This window comes from Pseudomonas matsuisoli, from assembly GCF_014647635.1.
Classification (GTDB): Bacteria; Pseudomonadota; Gammaproteobacteria; order Pseudomonadales; family Pseudomonadaceae; genus Pseudomonas_P; species Pseudomonas_P matsuisoli.
Genome location: NZ_BMPO01000001.1, coordinates 104,943 through 131,337, shown reverse-complemented (window position 1 = coordinate 131,337; position 26,395 = coordinate 104,943). Strand labels below are relative to the sequence as shown.

The window sequence follows — 26,395 nt, the reverse complement described above, 5'->3', positions numbered from 1 at the left end:
GCGTTCAGGATATCTCGCTGACCGTGTCGGGTTCGGGAAGCCAGGTTTCGATGCGTTCGCGTAAATCGTCCCGATTGAACGGTTTTGCCAGATAGTCGTTCATGCCCACGTCCTCGCAGCTTTGCCGCTCGTTCGGCATGGCGTTCGCCGTCAAGGCAATGATGGGGAGCGCCTGCCAACGCTCTTGGGCGCGGATGTGGCGCGTCGCCTCATACCCATCCATGACCGGCATGTTGCAGTCCATCAAAATCAAATCGACGTCGTGCTTTTCGAGGTAGGCAATCGCCTCGCGGCCATTGCCCGCCAATGCGACCTGGTAGCCGAGCCGAGTGAGCATGGCCTTGGCCACCAATTGGTTTACCGTGTTGTCTTCGACGAGCAGGATGCACTTCGAGTGGGCTGTTACAGCGGTGGCATGCGCCATTCTTTTCGGTGGTGCAAACGTCCCCGAGAGCGCATGTCCAATACCTTCGTGTAAGGCGGCCCTGGTGACAGGGCGCGGCAACTGCTGGAAGTGCCCCATCTCACTCGCGTGCTCGGGACGCAGGAACAGGCCATATGTCGCGATCAAAATGATCGGCGTCGAGGTGGATTGTCTGAGGGCGCGGGCCGTTTTGATGTCGTTCACGATGAATACGTCTGGGCGCAGTCCTTGCGCCCACTCCAACCCACTGCCACACACATAGGTCATGTTCCAGTTGGGTATCCAAGCGGACAGCATTTCATCCAGCCCGGAGCCCAACTGGCCGATGAGCACAGCTTGACCGTCGAGACCTGCCATCGCGCGCGGCGGCTCGTGCGCCTCGAGCGGCAACCACACGCTGAATTGACTGCCTTCGCCCAATTCCGACGAGACGGTAAGTTCACCGTTCATGGCGTCGCATAGCGTACGCGTGAGCGCAAGGCCCAATCCTGTGCCGCCGAACTGGCGGGTAGTGCCCGTAGAAGCCTGGCGAAAAGGTTGGAAAAGGTCGGGCAGGACGCTCTGCTCGATGCCTATTCCCGTGTCATAGACGCTGAGATATACACCGCCTGCTTGGGGCTTCGCATAAACATCCACGCGACCTGCGCGGGTGAATTTCAGGGCATTGAAGAGCAGATTGCTGACGATTTGGCGAATACGCGTCGGGTCGCCGAGAACCTTCGCAGGTAGCTGGGGCGAGATATGGCACGTCAGCTCGACGCCCGCCGCCGTGTTCTGCGACAAGAGACTGGCCGTTTCCTCGATCAGGGCGCCTAGATCGAAGGGAATGTGTTCGAGCTCGTATTGCCGCGCCTCGAATTTGGACAAATCCAGGAAATCATTGAGTAGGTTGACCAGCGTCTTACCTGATTCATTGGCGATCTCCAGTTGCTGCCGCTGTTGCGCATCCAACGGGGCGTCCAGCGACAAGGCGATCATGCCGAGCAAACCATTTAACGGTGTGCGTATCTCATGGCTCATATGCGCCAGGAACGCCGCACGTTGTTGCGCCATGTCTTCTGCAGTACGTCGGGCCGCTTCAAGATTTCGGTTCGATTCACTCAGGCGCCAGTTCGCCTGCTCCAGCTCCTTGGTGCGTGCTGACACGATGCTTTCGAGCTCAGCCAAATGCTGGGTTATGCGGTCTTCAGCCGCGCGACGTTGCGCCATCTCGTCTGCGATGCTGCGCTGTTGCCGATTGATCGCATCCACAAGCACACCGATCTCATCGCGTTCGTGTCCAGTCGGGCAGGGCAGTGGGGGCGTAGAGCCACTGCGCGGGTTTCGGCTGTCCAGCTCACGGGTCAGGGTGACCAGGGGCTTCGTCAGCATGAAGTAGAACAAGACCAGCAGAATGAGGGACAGGAACAATGTGCGGACGAACCCGTTAGCGAGTGTCAGTAGCGCCCGCTTAAGAAAATGGCTACCGAAAGCATAAGTATCGACTTCAACGCTGAGGGTTCCAAGGTGCTCGTCAGGCGCATGATCCACACGCAACGCTTCGGAGAACACCCGCCTCGCACCGAACAGTGAGTCACTGATGAAGCGGTACTGGCTACTGATCGGCTCGCGAGCCGTGGACGCCAATGGAATGCCATTGTGGTCGAGCATTTCTGCTTTCAGTACCGCCGGCGAACGGATCAGTCCAAGCACCAACTCTTGTGCCAGTTCATCGTCGATGTTGTAGGCGATGCGTGCGGCGGGGGTATGGGTGATCTTGAGGAGGGTGTCTATTTCATGATTGATGGCCGCGTCTTCGCTGGCATAATCGATACCCACTTGAATGACGCTCAGCAGGACGCCTAGCAGGAACGCCACCAATACGGTGACGCCGGCTTGCTTGAATGACAGCCGTTGCTGGCGGGGTATTTCCATGTGCTGACGCCTCCCTGGCTAAGCGTGCCAAGCATAGTCGCGTCGAACTGTCCTCCGCTACCTGTGCGTTAGCGTCTAGAGCTTGAAGGAGAAAACATTTTGGATCATCAGTTGAATGCGTTTTTAACTCATGCCCAACGCGTGTTGGAACGTTTGGAGCCGTTGCTTCCGCCGCTGCGTGAGGCAATCGACTGGAACCAGCAGATCGCGGCCCGTTGGCAACGCGAGGCCCGGGGCGGTTATCTCCAGCCGCTGCGCGTAGATCTTGACCTTGAGCTTGCGGACTTGCACGGTATCGATACGCAAAGCCACCAGATCACTCGCAATACCCAGCAGTTCGTCGACGGCTTGCCGGCGAATCATGTGCTGCTCTGGGGCGCGCGCGGTACTGGCAAATCGTCCCTCGTTCGGGCATTGCTCGCGCGATATGCCCACGCAGGCTTGAGGCTGATCGAGATCGAGCGTGATCACCTGGCGGATCTACCGCGAGTAGTGGAATCCCTCGTGCGCTTGCCCCAACGGTTCATCTTGTTTTGCGACGACCTGTCTTTCGATGCCGGTGAAGGGGACTATCGCGTGCTGAAGAGTGTGCTCGATGGCTCACTGGAGCGAGCACCGGACAACGTCTTGTTGTACGCGACCTCGAACCGGCGGCACCTGCTGGCAGAAAAGCAAAGCGATAACGAAAACTGGCAAATGGTGGACGGCGAGCTGCATCCCAACGAGGCGGTCGAAGACAAAATCGCGTTATCCGACCGTTTTGGCCTGTGGTTGTCGTTCTATCCGTTCACGCAAGACCAGTTCCTCGACGTGGTGCGGCATTGGGTGGACGTGCATGCGCAGAAGGCGGGCCTGGAGTGGAGCTGGAACGAAACACTGGAAAAGGAGGCCATCCGCTGGGCGCTTGGGCGAGGAAACCGGAACGGCCGCTGTGCTTATCAATTCGCCCGTCAGTGGGTGGGGCGTGCACTGCTCGAGCGTGAACAATGATCGACTTGAACGAGGTGGGCAGCGGCAAGAACGGGTTCGAGCTGTTGGAAGCGCAGTTGGCCGCATTGCTCGCAGGCGAGCGTAATTTCGTTGCGAATGCAGCCCAGTTTGCGGCATTCCTGTTCCATGAAGTCGATGGTTTGAATTGGGCTGGCTTTTATCTGAATGACGGGAGCGAACTGGTGCTTGGCCCCTTTCAGGGCAAGGTTGCCTGCGTCCGGATTCCGTTCGGTAAGGGCGTTTGTGGCGCGGCAGCGGTAAACCGGACGACGCAGCGAGTCGACGATGTCCATGCGTTTCCAGGTCATATCGCGTGCGATGCCGCGTCCAATAGCGAGCTGGTCGTTCCGCTGCTGAAAGATGGACAGCTCATTGGCGTACTCGATTTGGACAGCCCTCATGTCGGCCGATTCTCCGCCGCCGACCAGCTAGGTATCGAGCGGTTAGCGGAAATTTTCTTGGCCGCAACGGATTGCCAGCGAGCCTCACCGAATCAATCGTAGATGTTCTTTTTCTTCCAGCTGTCGTCTTCGATGGTGCTGATGCCGTCGGTCAGTTCGCTGGAGACGACGGTTTCGGGGGCGTCGATAGCGAGAACCAGCTTTTCCGAATGATCCAGCAACTCTTCGAGCCTGGTCAGCTGGAGTTTGTAAGGGGCTTGGTTGGGCTGCTTGCGAAGGTATTGAACACCGCGCTCAAAGGCCAACCGGGCTTGCCGTGGTTGCTGCTGTTGCAACGCCTGACGACCTACCGTTTCGAACAGCTCGGTGTGCGCCAGAACGAGCATTTTCTTGATTTCTTCAACCCATGCCTTGGCATCATTCGCTGGAATGATGCCATCGTGGGCAGCCCGGCCCAGCTGGCCATGCAGCGCTTCGAGTTGAAAGCGTAGGTCCTTCACCTTCGCTTCTTTGTCCATAGGGCGCGGCGGGTTGGGCGTTATCTTGTTCGCGCCCGCCTTGACCATGGCGGTCAACTCCATCGCACGTTCGGCCAGCGCGGCATTGTTCTTTTCCAGCGATTGCAGTCGCTGGGAAAGCGAAAGTTCGACCCGCGCCAGTAATAGCTTGAGTTCGGCCGAAACGAATTGGCCCGGTAGCGCCGTGGCCAGTGACGCACAGCGGTTTATCCGGTCCGTCAAATCTGCCCGTTGACGCGCCTTGTCGAGCTTGTTCGCTTCGAGGAGATGGTTGGCATACACGACCATCATCAGAACGACTATGCCGACAACGAGAAGCGACATGATGATGACTGAGGACATTTGCCCTGTTTCCTTTTGGGTGATGGCGTTTGGCCAGATTGTATGCCACGACGTGTCGAAGGTTATACAGCGGGGGTAGGCAGAGAAGTTATCGGCACGACGCGCGTCTTCTATAGGCGGACGAACGACCTGCTTTCTTTGCTACGCAGCAAGCCCCGATGCAGCACCGACGTCTGCTTCCTGTCACGCGTGAAGTCATTGATAAAAAAAGTTTAATTTAGGGTTGACGAGGGTGGGAGCGCTCCATAGAATGCGCGCCACTTCCAGCGAGAAGGCGAAAGCCGGAACGAAGGAAGCCGGAAAAGCTGTTGAAGTTCCGGGCCACGTCCCCTTCGTCTAGTGGCCTAGGACACCGCCCTTTCACGGCGGTAACAGGGGTTCGAGTCCCCTAGGGGACGCCACGCGGGAATAGCTCAGTTGGTAGAGCACGACCTTGCCAAGGTCGGGGTCGCGAGTTCGAGTCTCGTTTCCCGCTCCAAATTTTGACCTCGGAGTAAGTATTCCGAGGTCAGCAAAGAGGCTCCACGTCGAATGATGTGGAGCCTTTTTTGTTTTCCGCCGTCTGTTCTTGGACGGTGCCCTCCATTTCCCCACAAACGCTTCTGCCCGATGCCCGGTATCAACGTACGTAGCCCCCTACCGCGTACAAGGCAAACGCTCGCGAGAGATTTACAGCATCCTTGCGTGTATAGAGATATGGGGCTGCAAAGGGAATAGATGGCGCGTTCCCGGTGTCTTCATTCTGGTCTTTCGCGACAATTCTTATAGATCGAAGATTGCCTATGATTGGTAATGACTCTTATTTGTGATTATAAAGGTGTCGTCAACTAACCATGCTGGATCATCTAAGGAAGCGCATGAATCTCCGAACGGTACGCATCACCCTTGCCGCGGGCCTCGTCGGTTTGCTCGCAGCGTTCACCGGCCCTGTGTTGGCCCAGGATAAATTCAAAGTCGTCACCACGTTCACTGTCATTGCCGACATTGCTAGCAACGTCGCGGGCGATGCGGCAATCGTCGAATCGATCACGCGACCCGGCGCCGAAATACACAATTACCAGCCAACACCGGGCGATATCAGGAAAGCCCAGGGCGCAAGGCTCATTCTCTGGAACGGGATGAACCTGGAGTTATGGTTCGAGCGGTTCTTCCAGAATTTGAAGTCAGTGCCAAGTGTCGTCGTGTCGAAAGGGGTGGAGCCGATTGGCATTAGCGAAGGACCGTACTCCGGGAAGCCCAATCCGCATGCATGGATGTCGCCAGACGCCGCGATTATCTACGTGGACAATATTCGCGATGCTCTGGTCGAGCATGACCCGGAGAACGCCGAGGTCTACAAGACCAATGCAGAAAACTACAAGGCCCGTATCCGCGATGTCGTCTCGCCTATCAAAGCCGAGCTCGATCGTGTACCTGAATCCAAGCGCTGGTTGGTTAGCAGTGAAGGCGCTTTCTCCTATCTGGCGCGAGACTACGGCCTTAAGGAACTGTACCTCTGGCCAATCAACGCCGACCAACAAGGTACTCCCCAACAGGTCCGGAAGGTGATTGATGCCGTTCGCAAGCACGACATCGGCGTCGTGTTTTCTGAAAGCACTATTTCGGCGGACCCGGCGAAGCAGGTTGCTCGCGAGACGGGTGCACGCTATGGCGGGGTGTTGTATGTCGACTCACTGACCGACGCGAAGGGACCTGTGCCGACCTACCTTGACCTCCTGAAGGTCACTTCCGAAACCATTGCGAAGGGGCTGGCGAATGACGGTAACGGTTAATGCGCTACCTGATTCGGCCGTAGGCCTGGACGTCAGGGACGCCACGGTCACCTACCGCAATGGGCACGCGGCCCTTAGGAATGCCAGTTTTACGATACCGACCGGAACCATCGCCGCCTTGGTAGGGGTTAACGGTTCCGGCAAGTCGACCTTGTTCAAGGCGGTCATGGGGTTTCTTCGCCTCGCGCAAGGCGATATCCGCATCCTGGGTATGTCGGTAGCCGAGGCGCTCAAGCAAAACTTGGTCGCCTATGTGCCGCAAGCCGAAGAGGTGGATTGGAATTTCCCCGTGCTGGTCGAAGATGTCGTGATGATGGGGCGTTACGGTCACATGGGTTTTCTGCGGCGTCCGTCGCGTGCGGATCATGCGGCTGTCGATACGGCGCTGGCGCGAGTGGACATGCTTGCTTTTCGTCACCGACAGATCGGCGAATTGTCAGGGGGGCAGAAGAAGCGGGTTTTTTTGGCCCGGGCCCTGGCGCAAGATGGTCGCGTCATCCTGCTGGACGAACCCTTCACCGGGGTCGACGTGAAAACCGAGGATCAGATCATCGCGCTTTTGCGCGAATTGCGCGATGAAGGTCGCGTCATGTTGGTTTCCACCCACAACCTCGGCAGCGTTCCCGAATTTTGTGACCGAACCATCCTTATCAAGGGCACGATCCTGGCCCATGGACCGACAGAAGACATCTTCACGCAGAAGAACCTTGAGCGCGCATTCGGCGGCGTGCTGCGCCACTTCGTATTGAGCGACGGTAAAGGCTTGCCGATACAGTCGGTCGGCGTGATCACCGATGACGAACGCCCGCTAATCCTGCGGGGCGGCCGTGCCACAGCCCGGCCGCCCGAACCGGACGAAGGGGACGAGCGTTGATGGAGGTGCTGCTGGAACCCTTTACCTACGGCTACATGCGCAACGCAATGTGGGTGTCGGCGCTGGTTGGCGCCGTTTGCGCATTTCTATCCTGCTACCTGATGCTCAAAGGCTGGTCGCTGATTGGCGATGCGCTTTCTCACGCCATCGTGCCAGGCGTCGCCGGCGCGTACATGCTCGGCTTGCCGTTCGCGATCGGCGCTTTTTTTTCCGGTGGCTTGGCTGCGGGCGCAATGCTGTTTTTGAATCAGCGTACGAAGCTGCGGGAGGACGCGATCATTGGCCTGATCTTCTCCGCTTTTTTCGGTCTCGGGCTATTCATGGTGTCGATCTCGCCGACATCGGTGAATATCCAGACCATCGTACTGGGCAACATTCTCGCCATCACACCTGAGGATATCGTGCAGCTGGCGCTTATCGGCTTCGTCTCACTGGCGGTATTGCTGGTGAAATGGAAGGACTTGATGGTGACGTTTTTCGATGAGTACCATGCTCGCTCGATCGGTCTCAACCCGACGTTGCTGAAGGTTGTCTTTTTCACCTTGCTGTCCGCCTCCACGGTCGCGGCGTTGCAGACCGTGGGTGCGTTCCTGGTGATCTGCATGGTGGTAACGCCGGGCGCCACCGCCTATCTGCTGTGCGATCGTTTTCCTCGATTGCTCATGGTGGCCGTCGCGATAGGTACGCTCACCAGCTTTGTCGGCGCGTACATCAGCTATTTTCTCGATGGCGCGACCGGTGGGATCATCGTCGTTCTGCAGACGTCGATTTTCCTGCTGACCTTCTTCCTCGCGCCGAAGCACGGCATGCTCGCCGCCCGCCGTCGTGCCGCGCGAGTGGTGGGGAGCGCGTCATGATCGATCTGTTGCTGATGCCGTTCCAGTTCGACTTCATGGTCAACGCGCTTGTCATCGCTGTGCTGGTGGCCATACCCATGGCGCTGCTGTCCTGCTTTCTGGTTCTCAAGGGATGGTCGCTCATGGGGGACGCCATCTCCCACGCGGTGTTTCCAGGCGTCGTGATCGCCTATATCGTCGGCTTTCCCTATGCGATCGGGGCGTTCATCGCGGGCATGTTCTGTGCCTTGGCCTCGGGCTTTCTCAAGGAAAACAGCCGGGTCAAGCAGGACACGGTAATGGGCGTGGTGTTCGCGGGAATGTTCGGATTGGGCCTGGTGCTTTATGTGAAGATCCAGGCAGAAGTCCATCTGGACCACATTCTATTCGGCGACATGTTGGGGGTGAATGGCGCTGATATCGTGCAGTCGGGCGTCATCGCGCTCGTCGTGGCTGCCATGATCGCAATCAAATGGCGCGATCTACTCTTGCACGCCTTCGATCCGGCGCAGGCAAAAGCGATCGGGCTTGCCGTTAGATGGCTGCATTACGGCCTGCTGTGCCTGATTTCGTTGACCATCGTCGGCGCGCTACAAGCAGTGGGCGTCATCCTGTCGGTGGCAATGCTCATCGCGCCTGGGGCAATTGTCTTCCTGCTGACCCGCAGGTTCAGCCATATGCTGCTGCTGTCGGTGCTGATTGCGATGGTCGCCGCCTTTCTCGGCGTCTACTTATCTTTCTTCATCGACAGTGCGCCGGCACCGACAATCGTTCTGTTGCTCTCCATCGCCTTCATCCTGGCGTTCGGCTACACCGTGCGCAGAAACGCACGGGCCGAACGGGGGGAGAAGAACGAGCTTTCAGCTTCCGGCGAGCGTTAGCGCTACGCCGGGCATCAATGCCGGCTACTGGTCTCCGGCAACTCCAGTAGCTGGCGCTCCTGATTCCAGTCGAACGGCTGCCCCTGGGCTTCTGCCTCGTGGCGACGCTCGTCCAGTTGCTGGTAGATCGAAATCTCTTCGTCCGGCATGTAATGCAGGCAATCTCCGCCGAAGAACCACAGCAGGTCACGCGGAACCTGGTGGGCAACCTGTGGGTAGCGATGGAAGACCTGACAGATCATATCCTGGCCAAGGTGACGGTCCTCAGGAATGTCCGGCAGGGCGATGATCAGCTCATCCAGGCGCTGAACGAACGCCGCATGGCTTTCGTCCGGAATTTGTTCGCGCTCGCCGAGCGCAACGAGCAGACCGCGCAGATGGGCGAGGAGGGCGAGGTTGTGATCGAAATAGTTCTTGCTGACCATGGGATGCCTATACGGTTGGGGCCCGGCAGTATAAGGCGCCGGTACCGTGATCGTTAACATGCCACACCGCTCACCCAGCGCTCATGACGGACGCAATCAGCAAGCGGCGTTTATGTTTCGGCTGTCTCGGGTTCCAAGCGTTCCTTCCATTCGACGGTCTGCCCCGCACTGTAGCGTTTGCTTGGCGCTATGCTGTCGCTTTTTACAGGAGGCGGAATCATGTTGAAGATATGGGGACGCAAGAACTCGAACAACGTGCGCAAGGTGCTTTGGTGTGCCGAAGAGATTGGCCTGCCCTACGAGCGGATCGATGCCGGTGGCGTCTTCGGTCGTGTAAACGAGCCGGGATACCTTGCGATGAACCCGAACGGACGCGTGCCGGTGATCGAGGACGGCGACCTGGTGCTATGGGAGTCGAATGCCATTGTGCGCTACCTGGCCGCGCGCTATTCGCCCGGCGAGCTTAGCCCCGAGCTGCCGGCTGAGAGGGCCCTCGCGGATCGCTGGATGGATTGGACCACGAGCACGTTGGTGCCAACATTCACGCCCGTTTTTTTGGGGCTGATAAGAACGCCGCCGAGCGAACGTGACAACGCGGCAATCAAGCGCGGTATCGAGCAATGCAGTGAAGTGCTTGCCATTGCGGATGCGGCGTTGGCCGAGCGTCCTTACCTCTCCGGGGACACACTGGGAATCGGCGACATTCCACTCGGCGCGCTCGCCTATGCCTGGTTCGAGATGCCGATCGTACGGCCGGATCTGCTGAATCTACGTCGCTGGTACGACGCGTTGCGTGAACGTGATGCTTATCGCCTAGCGGTGATGACGGAGCTGACCTGATTGACGCATGTAACGATGTATTTCCCTAGGGCGTTGTATTTCCGACTCAACGCCCCTATCTAACGTCTCAACTCCGCAAGTTGCACGCGCGGCGGCTCGCCAACTCGAGGGCCGGCGCTGCGCTTTTCGAAGCCGTATTGTCTGAGCTTGCGTCTCCTTCATTTCAAGTAAGAGCCTCTTTCATATGAGTTCTGCCCTGACCATCCGGGAGCTGACCAAAACCTACGGAAACGGCTTTCAAGCACTGAAAGGCATAGACCTAGACGTTAAGGAGGGTGACTTTTTCGCCCTGTTAGGTCCCAACGGAGCCGGAAAATCGACCACCATCGGCATTCTCTCAACGCTGGTGAACAAGTCTTCCGGAACCGTCAATGTGTTCGGCAACGATCTGGACCGCGACCCCGCTGGGCTAAAGCGTTGTCTGGGAGTCGTTCCCCAGGAATTCAATTTCAATCAATTCGAGAAAGTCTTCGACATCGTCGTCACTCAGGCCGGCTATTACGGGATATCCCGTCGTGTAGCTGCTGAGCGGGCAGAGCGTTATCTCAACCAGCTCGGGCTATGGGACAAGCGCGACGCCGCCTCGCGAGAACTGTCCGGTGGCATGAAGCGACGCTTGATGATTGCTCGCGCGCTTGTCCACGAGCCGCGTCTCTTGATTCTCGATGAGCCTACTGCGGGCGTGGATATCGAACTGCGCCGGTCAATGTGGAGTTTCCTTTCCGAGCTCAACAAGCAAGGCATCACTATCATCCTGACGACGCATTACCTCGAGGAAGCCGAACAGCTTTGCCGAAACATCGGAATCATCGACCACGGAACGATCGTCGAGAACACGAGCATGAAATCGCTGCTCAAGCAGTTGCACGTGGAGACCTTCCTGCTCGATTTGAAGGAGTCGCTCCTGGTGCCGCCGCAGCTTGAAGGCTATCCGGCGCAGCTCGTCGACCACCATACCCTAGAGGTTCTAGTCGATAAGAGCCTCGGCATCACCGACCTGTTTGCGCAGTTGGCTTCACAAGGAATCGAAGTAAGCAGCCTGCGCAACAAGAGTAATCGGCTGGAAGAGCTGTTCGTGTCGTTAGTAGAGAAGAATCTGTCCAAGGTGGCGGTATGAGCGAAGAGCTGAAGTCCAATCTCGTAGCACTAGAAACCATCGTCAAACGCGAGGTGCGGCGTTTTACCCGGATCTGGCCACAGACGCTGCTGCCGCCAGCCATCACGATGGTGCTGTACTTCGTGATCTTCGGAAATCTGATTGGCCAGCGGATCGGCGAAATGGGTGGTTTCACCTACATGGAGTACATCGTGCCCGGCCTCATCATGATGTCGGTCATCACGAACTCCTATAGCAATGTCGTTTCCAGCTTCTTCGGCAGCAAGTTCCAGCGCAATATCGAAGAGCTACTGGTTTCGCCCGTATCGCCGCATACGATCTTGATCGGCTATGTGGCTGGAGGCGTGCTGCGTGGGCTGGCGGTTGGATTCATCGTGACTGTGCTGTCGTTCTTCTTCACTCATTTGCAGGTTCATCACCTGGGTGTGACGATTCTCGTGGTGCTATTGACGGCCACGATCTTCGCCATGGGTGGATTCATCAATGCCGTATTTGCGCGTAACTTCGACGACATTTCGATTGTGCCGACCTTCGTGCTGACGCCACTGACGTATCTGGGCGGGGTGTTCTATTCGATCCACTTGCTGCCGCCGTTCTGGCAGACGGTTTCGTTGGCCAACCCGATCCTGCATATGGTGAATTCGTTCCGGTACGGGATTCTCGGTGTCTCCGACATTCATATTGGTGTGGCGATCAGTTTCATGCTCGTGGCGACGGTTGTTTTGTATGTGGTTTGCGTGAGGTTGTTGGTGAGCGGGAGGGGAATGAGGCAGTGATTGCCGCTCTTGCGACATCCATATCGCTTAACCCTCGAAACTACGATTCCATTCTGTCCCCTGATGGGGGCTACCGGTGGCGTTTGTGATGCCGCTGATATATCGATGTACCCGGTGAGCTCATCTGTAGGAGCCAGCTTGCTGGCGATCCGCTCTTTAAAAGCATCGCCAGCAAGCTGAACGCAGCCCGGCTGGCTCCTACAGAAAAGCGGATGTGCCACTCGTTAGTGCATTACCTGTGAAACGAGTAGGGGTGTTACAACAGGATCCGCCTGACAGTTTCGTAGGGCGGGTAAAACCCGCGGCTTTGCTGTTTTCTCTTTCAACAATACGGACTCCACGCGGGTTTCACCCGCCCTACAGATCCACCCGGCAGGCTTTCAGCGAGCCTCTTCGCTGTCCGCAGGTATACTGCGCATCTATTCGCTTCACCGGATTCGATCATGTCTTCCCATCACCCCGCCGAGCATTCCCTGCTTGGCAAATCCACTGAATACCTCGATCAATACAGCCCTGAGCTGCTGTTTCCGATCTCACGCCTCACGAAGTGGGTGGAGCTTGGGCTTGACCCGCAGGCATTGCCCTATCAGGGCGTGGACTACTGGACCTGCTACGAGCTGTCCTGGCTGGAACCGTCGGGCAAGCCGCGAGTGGCTATTGGCGAGTTCACGATTCCGGCCGATTCGCCGAATATCATCGAGTCCAAGTCGTTCAAGCTTTACCTGAATTCGCTGAACCAGACGGTTTTCGAAAGTACCGAAGCGCTGGAAGGTGTGATGACGAGAGATCTCTCGTCAGCGGCGGGCGCGCCGGTCCACGTTCGGGTTCGCAGGCTGGGTGAGGTCGAGGCGGAAGGCGTGGTGCGTCTGGCAGGTGACTGCATCGATGATCTGGACATACGCATCGACAACTACGACCACCCCCAGGCCGAGCTATTGAAGTGCACTGCGGACGAAGCAGTGGAAGAGTCGCTGCATAGTCATCTGCTGCGCTCGAACTGTCCGGTAACCGGTCAGCCGGATTGGGGCAGCCTGTTCATCGAATACAAGGGACCAAAGCTGGATCGTGAAGCGTTGCTGGCGTACGTGGTGAGCTTCCGTCGCCATGCGGATTTTCATGAGCAGTGTGTCGAACGGATATTTCTCGACCTTCAGCGTTTACTCTCGCCTGAGCGGCTTACGGTGTATGCGCGTTACGTTCGACGTGGCGGTTTGGACATCAATCCCTATCGCACAACGGAGCAAAACTGGCCGGCTAATGGGCGTCTGGTTCGTCAGTAGGGCGGCTCGTGAAGGTGGAAAAGGCTGCGCCGTTTTCCACCCTACGTTTCAATGGGTGGCCGGTTCATCAGTAGCCCCAAGATGGACAATGTCAAAATTGCTATAGGGGGCGGGGCAAGTACTGTGGGAGCGGGCCATGCCCGCGAATCGATCGTCCAGACAACCTAACCACAATCGCGGGCATGGCGGATGGCCGCCCCGCCCGCTCCCACAGAGGAGTTTGCTCGCGGAGGCCCGTCCGATCCGGGCTCAGATCCCCATATTCGCCAGGCTCTGCATGATGTTGCGCAAGGTGCCGGCGGTCGTCGGGTGCGCGACTTCGAAGCGTTCGACGGCGAGTTTTACGCCATCGATCAGGCTTGGGTCGCTCAGGCCCGCGTTCTCGGCACTCATCTTCAGTTCCACATCCGCAATGAGATTGTTGAGCTCTTCGCGCTCTTCTTCGGTAATCGGCGGGTTGCTGTCGAGGTGATCCCGAAGCGCCTGTAACTGCTGGTGCAGATCTTCGGCCATGGCCATTCCTTCCTTTCTTTGAGCTTGTTGCTTCGACCTTGCCGATGCAGGAAAGGTCTGTCCGGTTACATCCTGTTCGCTCGCGGGCATGGGTGAGTCAGCGCGCAAGATTTTGGTGCAGGGTTGTGATGCAGAGCACATTTGCACTCATTCCTCGTAAACCGCAGGCACCGTCATCCGCCGCTCTAACGTGCTTTTCCGGAAAGCGGCAAGGTTATTGCTCTGGTCACAAGATGCTCGCCGCACGGTTCAGGCCGTGCCCCAAGGAAAGGCGTTTCCCGGACTCGGGTTGCAGTACGTCTACCTCCAGCGTAACTGCCGATCGCATGCCGATCGATTGCAGTCGCTGAACCGCTCAGGCCCCGCGCCAGCGGTACGTTTCGCCGCGGAGATGCTCTTGCATCTCCCGCCCAAGATCGACCAACGACAATCGGGGTAGCCATCCATGGGTGAAATGAAGGTAGTTTTTCGTCGTACAGCAGTATCGGTGGCATTGGGTCTGAGTGTGCTTGCCGCAAGTGCGCCTGTGTCCGCGCAGACGATCCACGCAATGATGCATTCCGGGTTGCGGGTGCTCGACCCAATCCTTACTACCGCCCATATCACGCGTGACCACGGTTTCATGATCTTCGACACGCTTTTGGGCATGGACGAAGCGTTCAAGCCACAGCCGCAGATGGCGGACTGGAAGGTCAGTGACGACGGCATGACCTACACCTTCACTCTTCGTGATGGCCTGAAGTGGCACGACGGGCAACTGGTTACTGCGGAAGATTGCATTGCTTCGCTCAACCGCTGGGGCAAGCGTGATTCTGGTGGCCAGATGATGATGACGCATGTCAAAAGTCTCGTCGCCACGGACGCAAAAACCATCACGATGACGTTGGCTACACCGTTCGGCTACGTGCTTGAACTGCTGGCCAAACCGTCTTCCGTTCCGGCGTTCATGATGCCGAAACGCCTCGCCGACACAGCGCCGGATCAACCCATCAAGGAACAGATCGGCTCGGGCCCGTTCCGCTTCGTAGCGAACGAGTTCGACCCCGGCAACAAGGTCGTCTACGAAAAATTTGCGGACTACATCCCGCGTAAGGAAAAGGCCAGCTGGACGGCGGGCGGCAAGGTGGTGAAGGTCGATCGAGTCGAATGGATCAACATGCCGGACGCACAGACGGCCCTGAATGCCTTGAATTCTGGCGATCTGGATTTCATGGAACAGGTCCCGCAGGACCTCATGCCATTGGTGGAAAGCAACGAGGACATCGCCACGGCGGACCTCAACCCATTGGGTAACCAGACCATGGGGCGGATGAACTTCCTCTATCCGCCGTTCGACAACGTGAAGATTCGTCAGGCTGCTCTGGTCGCCATCAATCAGGCTGACATCCTGGCCGCGCGCGTGGGCGACCCCCGTTTCTACCGCGAGTGCGGTTCGTTCTACGGTTGCCGTTCACCCTTGGGCAGTGATGCGGGTACAGAGGGTTTCAAGGCCACGGGCGATCTCGAAAAGGCCAAGGCGCTACTCAAGGAAGCAGGCTACGACAATACCCCGGTGGTCATTCTGCAACCTACCGATGTGGCCAGTGTATCTACCCAGCCTGTCGTGGCCGCCGAAGCGCTGCGCAAAGCGGGCTTCAACGTGCAACTGCAACCCATGGACTGGCAGACGGTAGTTACCCGCCGTGCCAGTCAGCAACCATCGGCGCAAGGCGGTTGGAATATGTTCTTCACCAACTGGATCATCCCCGAGGTGTGGAACCCCATCGTCAATCCGATGTTGAACGGGCATGGCAAGGAAGGCGGTTTCTTCGGCTGGCAGAGCGATCCGAAAATGGACGAGATGCGTGGCCAGTTCGCTGCTGCGAACAACGACGAAGACCGCAAGCGCATCGCCAGCGAAATTCAGGCCCATGCGCTCAAAGAGGTCAGCTACGTCCCCCTGGGCGAGTACCAGATGGTCTCAGCTTGGAACAAGCAGCTCGACGGCGTGATTTCGTCGCCGGTCCCGGTGTTCTGGAACATCGCCAAGCAGTGATCCGAGGGGAAACGTATGCAACTAAGATCATTGAAGTATTTCGATGCGGTCGCACGCTGCCGTTCGATTCGTCAGGCGGCGGAGCGTCTCCACGTCGCACCCACGGCGCTGAGTCGCCAGATTGCACAGTTGGAATACGATCTCGGCGCCTCGCTGATCGAGCGTAGCCCGAAGGGCGTGCGTTTGACGCCGGCGGGTGAATTGCTCGCCGCGCAGGCCGAGCGGACGCTGGGTGAGCTGCATGACCTGCGTGATCGCATCACCGACTTGCGCGAGTTGGGGGCAGGGCACGTCTCGTTGCACGTGAGCGAGGGACTTGCGGCCGGTTTGGTGGCGCCGGTACTGGCTGAGCTGGGGCGTGATCATCCGCGATTACGCTTCAGCGTGACCATCGCCAGTGCGCCAGCAATTGTGCAGTCCGTTCGCGAGCAGTCCTGCGACATTGGCGTTGCGTTCTTCATCCCGGAGGAAGAGGGCATCGTGCGCACGCGTGTCGGGCAGCTCGATCAGTACCTCATCGTCGGCGCCGAACATCCGTTGGCGCGTTTCGAATCGGTTCGCTTCGAAGCATTGCTGGGGTTGCCCCTGGCGCTTCCGGATACCGGATATGGGGTAAGGCGCACGCTCAATCGCCTGGCCGAAGCGCGTGGCACCTTATTGCGCCCGGCCTATGTCACGCCTTCCATCGAGATGCAGAAATCGCTGCTCCGGGCGCGAGCAGCCGCCTTGGTGTTGCCGCGCCTCGCAGTAGAGCACGAGTGCGCGAGTGGCGAGTTCAAGGCGCTGGCGATCGAAGAACCCGCCCTGCGCAACGTCACGCTGGACCTCTGCACGAGCGCTCGTGCTCAGCCTAACGCTGCCGTGCAGGCAACGCTCGACCGCTTCGAACAGGCATTCCGGGAGGAGGAGGGTGTAGCCCTTATGTGTGCAGGCTGAGGCCGAAATTGAACTCCTGTTCACGGGAAACGCCCGCCTAGACTGGGGGCGTCGTCGGATCAGACCGGGGACGCCGCCCATTCACGAACGAGGACCACGCCATGCACGATCTCGCCGCGCTCGATGCCACGGAAGTACTCGAGTTGTTTCGCCAGCGTTCCCTGTCGCCCCTCGAATATCTCGAGGCGATCGAAGCTCAGGTCGCCTGCTGGGAGCCGCACATCAACGCGCTTTACGGTTATACGCCGGAGGCCATGCGCGCTGAAGCGGCTGCGTCTACCGAACGCTGGGCAAAAGGGCAGCCGATGGGCGCACTCGATGGTATCCCCGTTACCGTGAAGGAGCTGATCGCCACGCCGGGGCTGCCGGTCCCATCCGGAACGCTGGCGAACCCTTTGATCGATGCGACCGTGGATGCGCCAGCAGCGGCCCGCATGCGAGAGTCCGGTGCACTCATTTTTGCCAAGACCACTTGCCCAGATTTCGGCATGTTGTCGTCCGGCGTCTCCAGCTTTCATGGCACCACGCGCAATCCATGGCACCCGGCCTGTAACCCCGGCGGTTCCAGTTCGGGGGCGGGTGCCGCCGCCGCGGCGGGTTTCAGCCCGCTGCACGTTGGTACGGATATCGGTGGGTCGATCAGGTTGCCTGCCGCCTGGTGCGGCATCGTAGGCTTCAAGCCGACGCTGGGGCGCATCCCAATCAACCCGTACTACGTGGGACGCTGCGCCGGCCCGATGACCCGTAGCGTGACGGATGCCGCGTTAATGATGGCGGAGTTGGCGAAAACCGATCGACGCGATGCAACGCGTCTACCGCCATCAAATATCGACTGGTTGAATCTGCCAACCTCGGTAAAGGGGCTGCGGATTGGACTGATGATGTCTGCGGGCTGCGGCATGCCTCTGGATGATGAAATCCGCGCCGCGGTAGAGCGCGCAGCCAAATGCTTCGAAGCGCAGGGCGCCACTATCGTCGAGATCGAGCCCGTACTGACGCGGGAGATGCTCGATGGGCTCGACCAGTTCTGGCAGGCGCGGCAATGGAGCCAGATGCTGCGGCTTTCGCCCGAACAGCGCGAGCGCACGTTGCCCTACGTTCTGGAGTGGGCGCGTGGCGGTGCCGAGATCGATGGCGTTACTGTCGTGCGAGGTTTCGAGCAGACGCTGGCGATGCGCGCGGTCACCGAAGCGGTGTTCGATCGTGTGGATGCGGTGCTGTCGCCGACAACGCCAATCGTGGCATTTCCGGCGGAAGCGCACTCGCCGCTGGGCGATCCGAGAAAGAACTTCGAACACATCGCCTATACCGTGCCATGGAACATGGGCGAGCAGCCGGGCCTTTCAATCAATGCTGGCTGGAGCCATGACGGAATGCCGATTGGCCTGCAAATCGTCGGGCCTCGTTTCAACGACCTCGAAGTGTTGGGCCTTGGGCGGGCATTCGAACTGTTCGGTGAAGTGGAGCGGCGCATGCCGGTTCTGCGGGCTAAAGAAGGACAGGCGGCATGACGATCGAAGTCCGTTCTATCAGGCGCTGGGCGGCGTGTGGTGCCGTGGCGTTCGCCCTCGGCAGTGCTTCGTTCGTAGCGAGCGCGCAGGAGACCATCCGCGCGGTGATGGACTCGCCACTGCGTATGCTCGATCCCGTTATCACGACGTCCCATGTCACACGTAATCATGCCTACATGGTGTTCGACACCTTGCTGGGCATGGATATCAACGACAAGCCGGCCCCGCAGATGGCGGATTGGACGGTCAGCAATGATGGCCTGATCTATCGCTTCACACTCCGCGAAGGACTCAAGTGGCATGACGGTACGCCCGTAACGGCGGCGGATTGCGTGGCGTCTCTCAAGCGCTGGGCCGCTCGCGACGCTGGCGGGCAGATGCTCATGGACAACACCAAGAGCCTTACCGCCGCGGACGCACGCACGATCGAGCTCACGCTGGCCAAGCCGTTCGGCCACGTGCTGGAAATGATCGCCAAGCCGTCCGGTATCGCGGCGTTCATGATGCCGGCGCGCCTGGCATCGACCGCCCCGGATACGGCGCTCAGCGAGATGGTCGGTTCGGGCCCGTTCCGTTTCGTCGCGGATGAGTTCCAGCCGGGCGTGAAGGCCGTCTATGCGAAGTTCGCCGACTATGTGCCGCGTAAAGAGGCGCCAAGCGGTACGGGGGGAGGCAAGCAGGTACTCGTCGACCGCGTCGAATTCGTGGCCATGTCCGATGCACAGACCGCGATGAATGCACTGCTATCGGGCGATATCGATTTCTTCGAGCAGGTGCCGACCGATCTTTTGCCGCTGCTGGAGGGCAATGAAGAGATTCGTCATCAGGCATTGAATGCCCTCGGCTACCAAACCATGGGACGGATGAATTTCCTGCTGCCGCCCTTCGACAACCCCGCCATCCGGCGCGCAGCGCTGACTGCGATCGGCCAGGCCGACGTGCTCGCGGCCATGGTGGGTAACCCTGATTACTACCAAACCTGCAGTGAGATGTACGGGTGTGGCACAGCCCTTGCGGAGGGTGAGGGCAAGGACGACGTCATGGCTTCCGGTGACCAGGCAAAGGCCAAGGCGATGCTCGATGCTGCAGGCTATGACGGCACACCGGTGACGCTGCTGCAGGCAACCGATGTTCCGGTTCTCACGGCGCAGCCGGTGGTCGTGGCCGAGCAGTTGCGCAAGGCGGGGTTCAACGTGCAGCTTTTGCCGATGGACTGGCAGTCCATCGTCGCGCGGCGAGCGAATCAAGGTCCGGTGGACAAGGGCGGTTGGAATTTCTTCATTACCAACTGGATCGTGCAGGAGGTCTGGAACCCGATCGTCAACCCGATGCTGAACGGTGGGGGACGTGAGAAGGCCTGGTTCGGCTGGCCGACCGACGCCGAGATTGATGCGATGCGTGCCGAATATGCCGCTGCCACGGACCCGGCAGCACAGCGTGAGATTGCAAGGCGCATTCATGAGCATGCCATGGACACGGTGAGTTACGTGCCATTGGGGCAGTTCCGTCTGGTCAGCGCCTGGAGTGCGGGATTGGACGGCGTTCGACCGGCACAGGTGCCGGAGTTCTGGGGCGTGAGCAAGCGGGCGCCTTGACGGGATTGGATCGTTGGGTAGGCCCTGCGGTAATCCGCTTTGGCCCACTCTGCGGACCCAAGCTGTATTCATAAACCGAGGAGACGCCATGCTCAGTTATTTCGTCCGGCGCGTACTCGCCGCCATACCGGTGATGTTCGTGGTCGCCCTGTTCGTGTTCCTGTTGTTGCGGCTTTCACCGGGGGACCCCGCGGCGATCATTGCCGGTGACATGGCGACGCCCGACCAACTGGCGCGTATTCGTACCGCCCTCGGGCTCGATCGGCCGATCTACGAGCAGTTCTTCGTCTGGCTCAGCCAGCTCCTTCGAGGTGATTTCGGCACTTCGCTGATTTCGCAGACGAACGTGCTGACGATGGTGAACCAACGTCTCGAACCGACGATTTCCCTGGCGATCGTGGCGATCATCTTTACGGTGCTGATCGCGGTGCCGCTGGGCGTGATCGCGGCCTGGCGCCACGGCAGCTTTCTCGACAACTTCGTGATGTCTTCTTCGGTCGTCGGCTTCTCGGTACCGGTGTTCGTGATCGGCTACGTGCTGATCCAGATCTTCGCCATCGAGTTGCGCTGGTTGCCGGTGCAGGGCTTTCGCAGTCTGTTCGACGGCGTCGGGCCCTTCGCCCAGCGCATCGTCCTGCCGGCGCTGACCTTGTCTTCGATCTACATCGCGCTCATTGCTCGCATGACCCGCGCCAGCATGCTCGAGGTGCTGGATGAGGATTACATCCGTACCGCTCGAGCCAAGGGGCTTGCCGAGCGTCTGGTGCTGTTCCGCCATGCACTGCGCAATGCGGCGGTTCCCATCATCACGGTGATCGGTACTGGGTTCGCGTTGATGGTTTCCGGCGTGGTGGTCACCGAGAGTGTCTTCAACATTCCTGGACTGGGCCGCCTCATTGTCGATGCGGTTCTGGCGCGTGACTATCCGGTGATTCAGGGCCTGATCCTGCTCACGGCCGGGTTCTACGTGCTCATCAACCTGTTGATCGACCTGTCGTACGCGCTGACCGACCCGAGGATCCGTTACTGATGACTACTCAGACCCTGACGGCAAAGGCCGTCGTACCTAGCGGTGGCGCTATGAACCGTTTGATGTCGAGCGTATTCAAACAGCGACCCAAAGCCGTGACGATCCTGGCTGGGATCGTACTGTTGGTTATCACGGCCATTGCGGTTCTGGCGCCCTGGCTGGCCAACCACGATCCACTTGCGTTGTCCCCGGCGAATCGCCTCAAGCCCATGAGCCCCGAGTATTGGCTCGGCACCGATGCCTTCGGTCGTGACCTGTGGTCACGGATCGTCTATGGCGCGCGGGTCTCTCTCATCGTCGGTGTCGGTGTCGTGGTCATGAGCATTGCCATCGGTTTGCCGCTGGGCTTGTTGGCTGGCTATTTCCGAGGCGTAGACGCGGTGCTCATGCGGGTCATGGATGGCCTGATGGCAATACCTGGCATCCTGCTGGCGATCGCCATCGTGTCGCTGACCAGCGCGAGCCTCTGGACCGTGATGATCGCGATCACTGTGCCGGAGATTCCGCAGGTGGTGCGCCTGGTTCGCTCGAAGGTGCTGTCCGCCCGCGAAGAGCCTTATGTCGAAGCCGCTATGTTGATGGGCACGTCGACTTTCACCCTCATGCGCCGGCACCTGATGCCGAGCACCATCGCGCCGCTGATCGTGCAGGGCACCTACATCTGCGCCTCGGCAATCCTGACGGAAGCGATCCTGTCGTTCCTCGGCGCGGGCATCGGTACCGAAACGCCGTCGTGGGGCAACATCATGGCCGAAGGGCGTGTGTACTTTCAGCTCAAGCCGTCACTGATCTTCTGGGCGGGCCTGCTGCTGTCCGCCTGCATTCTGTCGATCAACCTGCTGGGCGATAGCGCCCGTGATGCGCTGGATCCCAAGATGAAGCGGAGGAATGCCTGATGAACACCGTCTCACCGATTCGCCAGGGCGATCAGCCGGTATTGGTCGTCGACGATCTTGTCGTGGGTACCGATGCTTCGGCCTCCGATCCGATCCTCAAGGGCATTTCCTTCGAAATCTATCCGGGCGAGACGTTGTGTCTCGTCGGCGAGTCCGGTTCGGGAAAGTCCGTTACCTCGCTGGCGGTAATGGGGCTGCTGCCGAAGGGCGCATTGATCGCGCGTTCCGGACGCATTCGGCTGGATAGCGACGAACTGATGCAGGCCTCGCAAGCGACGCTGCGGGATATGCGGGCGAAGCGTATGGCGATGATCTTCCAGGAGCCGATGACTGCGCTGAATCCAGTGCTGTCCGTTGGGCGCCAGCTGGATGAGGTTCTTGCGACACATACCGATCTGTCGTCCCGCGATCGCCATCGCAAGGTGCTGGAGGCGTTCGAGCAGGTGCACCTGCCGGACGTCGAGCGGATGTATTCGAGCTTCCCTCATCAGTTATCTGGCGGGCAGCGGCAGCGAGTGATGATCGCCATGGCGCTGATACTCGAACCCCGGCTGCTGATTGCCGATGAACCCACCACGGCGCTGGACGTCACCACGCAGAAACAGATCCTGTCGCTCATTAAGGAGTTGCAGGAGAAACACGGTACGGCGGTTCTGTTCATTACCCATGACATGGGTGTGGTGGTGGACATCGCCGACCGCGTCTGCGTGATGAAAAGGGGCCATGTGGTGGAAACGGGGCCTGTCGAGCAGGTCTTGGGCGCGCCTCGTGAGCCTTACACGCAGGCATTGCTGAACGCGGTGCCAAGCCTCGTGCCACGTGCAGCAAGGGCGGAGACGAGCCCGAAAGTGGTGCTGGACGTACATGATCTGCACAAGGTCTTCCAAGCCGGTGGCGGACTGCTGGCCAAATTGACCGCTCGCACGCAAGGCACGCGGGCGGTGGATGGCGTGAGTTTTCGGCTCAAGAGTGGGCGTACGCTTGGGATCGTAGGCGAGTCCGGCTCGGGCAAATCGACGCTCGCGCGCTGCGTCATGCGCTTGGAAGCACCCAGCGGTGGGACCATCCGGGTCAACGGCAAGGAAATCTCCGAGCTGTCCCGCGCCATGCTCAAGCCCCATCGTAAACGCATCCAGATGATTTTCCAGGACCCGAACCGTTCTCTTAATCCGCGGCGGACCATTGGCGACAGCCTCATCGAAGGCCCGATGAATTTCGGTGCCGAACGCGATGCCTCCCTGGCGAAAGGGCGGGAAATGCTGGAACTGGTCGGGCTACCGCCGGACGCCATCGAACGCTATCCGCACCAGTTTTCAGGTGGGCAACGCCAGCGTATCGCCATTGCCCGGGCATTGATGATGGAGCCGGAAGTCATCGTTGCCGATGAGGCCGTGTCTGCCCTGGACGTCTCGGTACAAGCGCAGGTGTTGCAACTGCTCGATGACATTCAGGCCCGTCTCGGTGTCGCTGTGCTGTTCATCACCCACGACCTGAGGGTCGCCGCGCAGATTTGCGACGACGTACTGGTAATGCAGCGCGGCAAGCTCGTTGAGTACGGACCGGCCGATAGGGTGCTGGCAAATCCCGAGGCGGAATACACCCGTTCATTGATGGATGCCGCACCGGGGCGGCACTGGGATTTCACTGCGCGTGCGCCTTTGGTTCGCGCCCAAGCTTAACGACAGATCGACTAATAACGACAGGAACGAACCGATGACCAACCTGGCCTTGATCGACAGTTACTTCGAAGAGCTCTGCACCATTCGTCATGACATCCATGCGCATCCGGAGATCGGCTTCGAGGAGACGCGTACAGCGAGCCTCGTCGCACGGCTGTTGGGCGAGTACGGCGTCGACGAGGTGCATACGGGGATTGGTGGTACAGGCGTCGTCGGCCTGGTTCATGGATCGCTTGGGCCGGGTGGTCGTGTCGGTTTGCGCGCAGACATGGATGCGTTACCTATGGATGAGGGCACTGGTCTGTCGTTTACGTCACGTAATCCAGGGCGCTTTCATGGTTGCGGCCATGACGGGCACACCACAATCCTGCTCGGCGCTGCGCGCTATCTGGCAGAAACGCGTAACTTCGCTGGTACGGCGGTGCTGGTTTTTCAACCCGCTGAAGAGGGGCTGGGCGGCGCGCGCCGGATGATTGCGGAAGGGCTGTTCGAGCGTTTCCCGATGGATGAGATCTACGGAATGCACAACTCACCTCAGCATGCCGAAGGTGAGGTGGCCATCTTCCCTGGCGCTGCGATGGCCGGTGCGGATTTCTTCGATATCACCGTCAAAGGGCGAGGCAGCCATGGTGCTGCGCCGCACCATTCCCGTGATCCCGTCATTGTCTGCGGGGCGTTGATCCAGGCGTTGCAAAGCATTGTCAGCCGCAACGTCAACCCGTTCGAGCCGGCGGTGCTCTCCATCACACAGGTGCATGCGGGCTCGGCCTACAACGTGATCCCGCAAACGGCCACGCTGGCCGGCACTGTGCGTATGTTCTCCGATGCCGTCCGCACACAGATGCGTGAGCGGATGCAGGCTGTGGTCGCCGGTGTTGCAGCGACCTTCGACGTGCAGATCGACATCGACATTCGCGACATCTTCACCGTGCTGGATAACGCCGAAGGGCCTGCCCGTGAACTGGAAGCGGTGGCGCGTGAGATCGTCGGTGATGCCAAGGTCAACACGACGGTGAAACCGGTTACCGGTAGTGAGGACTTCGCAGACATGCTCAAGCAGGTGCCGGGCGCCTATTGCCGCGTTGGCCACAGCGGCAACGTGCCGTTGCACAACCCGGCGTTCGTGCTGGGAGATGAAATCCTGCCGCTGGGCGCGAGCCTGTTCGCACGTATCGTCGAGCGCCGGCTGGCGCCACGCGCATGAAGACATCCACCGAGCGTCCAGATGACGGCGATGCCTTGACCGCGCTGGACGCCGTTTCGCTGTCTCGGTTGATCCACCAGCGCGACCTGTCCTGTGTCGAGGTGATGCAGGCGTATCTGCGCCGTATCGAGCGCCTGAATCCGGTCGTTAACGCCATCGTGTCCTTACAGCCCGAAGCGTCCTTGCTGGAGCAGGCGCGTGTGCGGGACGCCGAGCTGGCGAGTGGCGTCGACCATGGCTGGATGCATGGCTTTCCTCTGGCGGTGAAGGACTTGGCGCTGACACGCGGTATCCGCACGACCTTTGGTTCTCCGCTGTTCGCTGATTTCGTGCCGGACCAGGACGCTATCGTCGTGGAGCGGATGAAGGCAGCGGGTGCGATTGTCATCGGCAAGACCAATGTGCCGGAGTTCGGCCTGGGCTCGCAGAGCTACAACCCGATCTTCGGCGCGACCGGGTGTGCCTTCGATCCCTCGAAAACCGCGGGGGGCTCTAGCGGTGGGGCGGCCGCAGCGTTGGCACTGGATATGCTGCCGGTTGCGGATGGCAGCGACATGATGGGGTCGTTGCGTAACCCGGCTGCATTCAATGCCGTCGTCGGTTTTCGGCCTTCGCAAGGGCGCGTACCAGCAGGGCATGCGCCGGATCTATTTTTCAACCAGTTGAGTACCGAAGGGCCCATGGGGCGCACGGTGGCGGATGTGGCTCATTTGCTTGCCATCCAGGCCGGTCGTGACCTGCGTGCGCCGTTGTCACTGGACGGTGATGGTTCGAGCTTTATTGACCTGGCGCCAGTTAACGCGCCCCGATTCGGCTGGTTGGGCGACTACGACGGCTATCTGCCGATGGACCCCGGTGTCATGGCGCTTTGCGAGTCATCGTTTCCTGCGTTCGAACAGTTGGGCGGCAGCGTCACAGGGGCTACGGTGCGTTTCGACATGGCCTCGCTTTGGACCTGTTGGTGTCACTTGCGCCAGTTCGCGGTATCCGGCGTACAAGGCGCCGCCTTCGACGATCCAAACAAGCGTGCGCTGATGAAACCTGAGCTGCAATGGGAAGTGGAGCAGGGGCTTTCGCTGAGCGTGCGTGACGTACAACAGGCTTCGGTGGTACGTAGCCAGTGGTACCGCGCGATGTGTCGCCTGTTCGAACAGTTCGATTTTCTGCTGCTGCCGAGCGCGCAGGTGTTTCCGTTCGACAGACACGAGCACTGGCCCAAGGTCGTCGGCGGTCGGCGTATGGACACCTATCACCGCTGGATGGAAGGCGTGATCGGCGCGAGCCTCGCGGGCTTGCCAGTCATCAGCGTGCCCGTGGGCTTCAATGCGGCCGGTTTGCCCATGGGCATTTCCATCATCGGCCCACCGCGTGCCGACCGTGAGGTGCTGGCAGTCGCGGCGGCGTACGAAAGGGAAGTGGGTGGGTTTCGGCAACGCCGACCGGGTTGGCTCGGTTAATAAGGGTCGATACGACGCTTTTTGGGAAGCGTAGCTGGCTTGCGGCAGACGCAATCTTTTGTAGGCGCTGGCGGGGCGGCGATCCGCTTGCCCGCGAAAGCAATTTCAGCCGCTAGAGCTTAGCTGGCTTTGCCATCGCATTCGCGGGC

The 26,395-nt window shown here is 59.5% G+C and carries 23 protein-coding genes and 2 tRNA genes; 21 read left to right on the top strand and 4 right to left on the bottom strand.

Annotated elements, in window-relative coordinates; all coding sequences use genetic code 11:
* Positions 1-4: 4 nt before the first annotated feature.
* Positions 5-2,338: a hybrid sensor histidine kinase/response regulator gene (locus tag IEY47_RS00580; protein WP_188981204.1), complete on the bottom strand. Its 2,334-nt coding sequence runs from the start codon at positions 2,336-2,338 to the stop codon at positions 5-7.
* 99 nt (positions 2,339-2,437) lie between these two features.
* Between IEY47_RS00580 and IEY47_RS00575 the strand changes: the two genes are divergently transcribed.
* Entirely contained in the window at positions 2,438-3,328 is an 891-nt protein-coding gene (locus IEY47_RS00575; protein WP_188981203.1) for an ATP-binding protein, read from the top strand.
* A complete protein-coding gene (msrC, locus tag IEY47_RS00570; protein ID WP_188981202.1) occupies positions 3,325-3,831 on the top strand; it encodes a free L-methionine (R)-S-oxide reductase MsrC in 507 nt (168 codons plus the stop codon). The genes IEY47_RS00575 and msrC overlap by 4 nt, the downstream gene beginning before the upstream one ends.
* On the opposite strand, the gene IEY47_RS00565 is transcribed toward msrC, so the two are convergent.
* On the bottom strand, positions 3,822-4,589 hold the full coding sequence (locus IEY47_RS00565; protein WP_188981201.1) for a hypothetical protein: 768 nt from the start codon (positions 4,587-4,589) through the stop codon (positions 3,822-3,824). The genes msrC and IEY47_RS00565 overlap by 10 nt on opposite strands.
* Positions 4,590-4,914: 325 nt before the next feature.
* Between IEY47_RS00565 and IEY47_RS00560 the strand changes: the two genes are divergently transcribed.
* The 6 genes from IEY47_RS00560 (at position 4,915) to IEY47_RS00535 (ending at position 8,952) form a co-directional block, all read left to right on the top strand.
* Positions 4,915-4,990: transfer RNA gene (locus IEY47_RS00560), tRNA-Glu, on the top strand.
* A 1-nt stretch (position 4,991) separates the two neighbouring features.
* Positions 4,992-5,067 (top strand) — tRNA-Gly (locus tag IEY47_RS00555).
* A gap of 379 nt (positions 5,068-5,446) precedes the next feature.
* Positions 5,447-6,361, top strand: a complete 915-nt coding sequence (locus IEY47_RS00550) for a metal ABC transporter substrate-binding protein (RefSeq protein ID WP_188981200.1) — start codon at positions 5,447-5,449, stop codon at positions 6,359-6,361.
* Positions 6,345-7,235 (top strand): manganese/iron ABC transporter ATP-binding protein, encoded by an 891-nt coding sequence (locus IEY47_RS00545; protein WP_188981199.1) that lies wholly within the window; start codon positions 6,345-6,347, stop codon positions 7,233-7,235. The genes IEY47_RS00550 and IEY47_RS00545 overlap by 17 nt, the downstream gene beginning before the upstream one ends.
* Positions 7,235-8,092, top strand: a complete 858-nt coding sequence (locus IEY47_RS00540) for a metal ABC transporter permease (RefSeq protein WP_188981198.1) — start codon at positions 7,235-7,237, stop codon at positions 8,090-8,092. Before IEY47_RS00545 ends, IEY47_RS00540 begins: the two co-directional genes overlap by 1 nt.
* A complete protein-coding gene (locus tag IEY47_RS00535) occupies positions 8,089-8,952 on the top strand; it encodes a metal ABC transporter permease (protein ID WP_188981197.1) in 864 nt (287 codons plus the stop codon). Before IEY47_RS00540 ends, IEY47_RS00535 begins: the two co-directional genes overlap by 4 nt.
* Positions 8,953-8,966: 14 nt before the next feature.
* Here the strand turns inward: IEY47_RS00535 and IEY47_RS00530 are convergent, their stop codons facing one another.
* Positions 8,967-9,377, bottom strand: coding sequence for a PA2817 family protein (locus tag IEY47_RS00530; protein WP_188981196.1), 411 nt, complete (start codon positions 9,375-9,377; stop codon positions 8,967-8,969).
* 219 nt (positions 9,378-9,596) lie between these two features.
* Between IEY47_RS00530 and IEY47_RS00525 the strand changes: the two genes are divergently transcribed.
* The 4 genes from IEY47_RS00525 to queF all read left to right on the top strand — a co-directional run bounded on the left by IEY47_RS00525 (position 9,597) and on the right by queF (position 13,390).
* On the top strand, positions 9,597-10,217 hold the full coding sequence (locus tag IEY47_RS00525) for a glutathione S-transferase family protein (RefSeq protein ID WP_188981195.1): 621 nt from the start codon (positions 9,597-9,599) through the stop codon (positions 10,215-10,217).
* A 184-nt stretch (positions 10,218-10,401) separates the two neighbouring features.
* Positions 10,402-11,334, top strand: a complete 933-nt coding sequence (locus tag IEY47_RS00520) for an ABC transporter ATP-binding protein (RefSeq protein ID WP_188981194.1) — start codon at positions 10,402-10,404, stop codon at positions 11,332-11,334.
* A complete protein-coding gene (locus IEY47_RS00515; RefSeq protein WP_188981193.1) occupies positions 11,331-12,110 on the top strand; it encodes an ABC transporter permease in 780 nt (259 codons plus the stop codon). Before IEY47_RS00520 ends, IEY47_RS00515 begins: the two co-directional genes overlap by 4 nt.
* A gap of 443 nt (positions 12,111-12,553) precedes the next feature.
* Positions 12,554-13,390 carry an NADPH-dependent 7-cyano-7-deazaguanine reductase QueF gene (gene queF / locus IEY47_RS00510; RefSeq protein ID WP_188981192.1) on the top strand — a complete coding sequence of 279 codons (837 nt, stop codon included), beginning with the start codon at positions 12,554-12,556 and terminating at the stop codon, positions 13,388-13,390.
* Positions 13,391-13,639: 249 nt separating this feature from the next.
* On the opposite strand, the gene IEY47_RS00505 is transcribed toward queF, so the two are convergent.
* Complete coding sequence (locus IEY47_RS00505; RefSeq protein WP_188981191.1) at positions 13,640-13,903, bottom strand: DUF4404 family protein; 264 nt, start codon at positions 13,901-13,903, stop codon at positions 13,640-13,642.
* A 445-nt stretch (positions 13,904-14,348) separates the two neighbouring features.
* Between IEY47_RS00505 and IEY47_RS00500 the strand changes: the two genes are divergently transcribed.
* The 9 genes from IEY47_RS00500 to IEY47_RS00460 all read left to right on the top strand — a co-directional run bounded on the left by IEY47_RS00500 (position 14,349) and on the right by IEY47_RS00460 (position 26,246).
* Complete coding sequence (locus IEY47_RS00500; protein ID WP_229779117.1) at positions 14,349-15,938, top strand: ABC transporter substrate-binding protein; 1,590 nt, start codon at positions 14,349-14,351, stop codon at positions 15,936-15,938.
* Positions 15,939-15,953: 15 nt separating this feature from the next.
* Positions 15,954-16,874, top strand: coding sequence for a LysR family transcriptional regulator (locus tag IEY47_RS00495; RefSeq protein ID WP_188981190.1), 921 nt, complete (start codon positions 15,954-15,956; stop codon positions 16,872-16,874).
* A gap of 101 nt (positions 16,875-16,975) precedes the next feature.
* Positions 16,976-18,385, top strand: coding sequence for an amidase (locus IEY47_RS00490; RefSeq protein WP_188981189.1), 1,410 nt, complete (start codon positions 16,976-16,978; stop codon positions 18,383-18,385).
* A complete protein-coding gene (locus IEY47_RS00485; protein WP_188981188.1) occupies positions 18,382-19,980 on the top strand; it encodes an ABC transporter substrate-binding protein in 1,599 nt (532 codons plus the stop codon). The genes IEY47_RS00490 and IEY47_RS00485 overlap by 4 nt, the downstream gene beginning before the upstream one ends.
* A gap of 88 nt (positions 19,981-20,068) precedes the next feature.
* Positions 20,069-21,010 (top strand): ABC transporter permease, encoded by a 942-nt coding sequence (locus IEY47_RS00480; protein WP_188981187.1) that lies wholly within the window; start codon positions 20,069-20,071, stop codon positions 21,008-21,010.
* Positions 21,010-21,906, top strand: a complete 897-nt coding sequence (locus tag IEY47_RS00475) for an ABC transporter permease (RefSeq protein ID WP_229779115.1) — start codon at positions 21,010-21,012, stop codon at positions 21,904-21,906. Before IEY47_RS00480 ends, IEY47_RS00475 begins: the two co-directional genes overlap by 1 nt.
* Complete coding sequence (locus tag IEY47_RS00470; protein ID WP_188981186.1) at positions 21,906-23,585, top strand: ABC transporter ATP-binding protein; 1,680 nt, start codon at positions 21,906-21,908, stop codon at positions 23,583-23,585. Before IEY47_RS00475 ends, IEY47_RS00470 begins: the two co-directional genes overlap by 1 nt.
* A 34-nt stretch (positions 23,586-23,619) precedes the next feature.
* Positions 23,620-24,789, top strand: a complete 1,170-nt coding sequence (locus IEY47_RS00465; protein ID WP_188981185.1) for a M20 aminoacylase family protein — start codon at positions 23,620-23,622, stop codon at positions 24,787-24,789.
* On the top strand, positions 24,786-26,246 hold the full coding sequence (locus IEY47_RS00460; RefSeq protein ID WP_188981184.1) for an amidase: 1,461 nt from the start codon (positions 24,786-24,788) through the stop codon (positions 26,244-26,246). The genes IEY47_RS00465 and IEY47_RS00460 overlap by 4 nt, the downstream gene beginning before the upstream one ends.
* Positions 26,247-26,395: the final 149 nt, after the last annotated feature.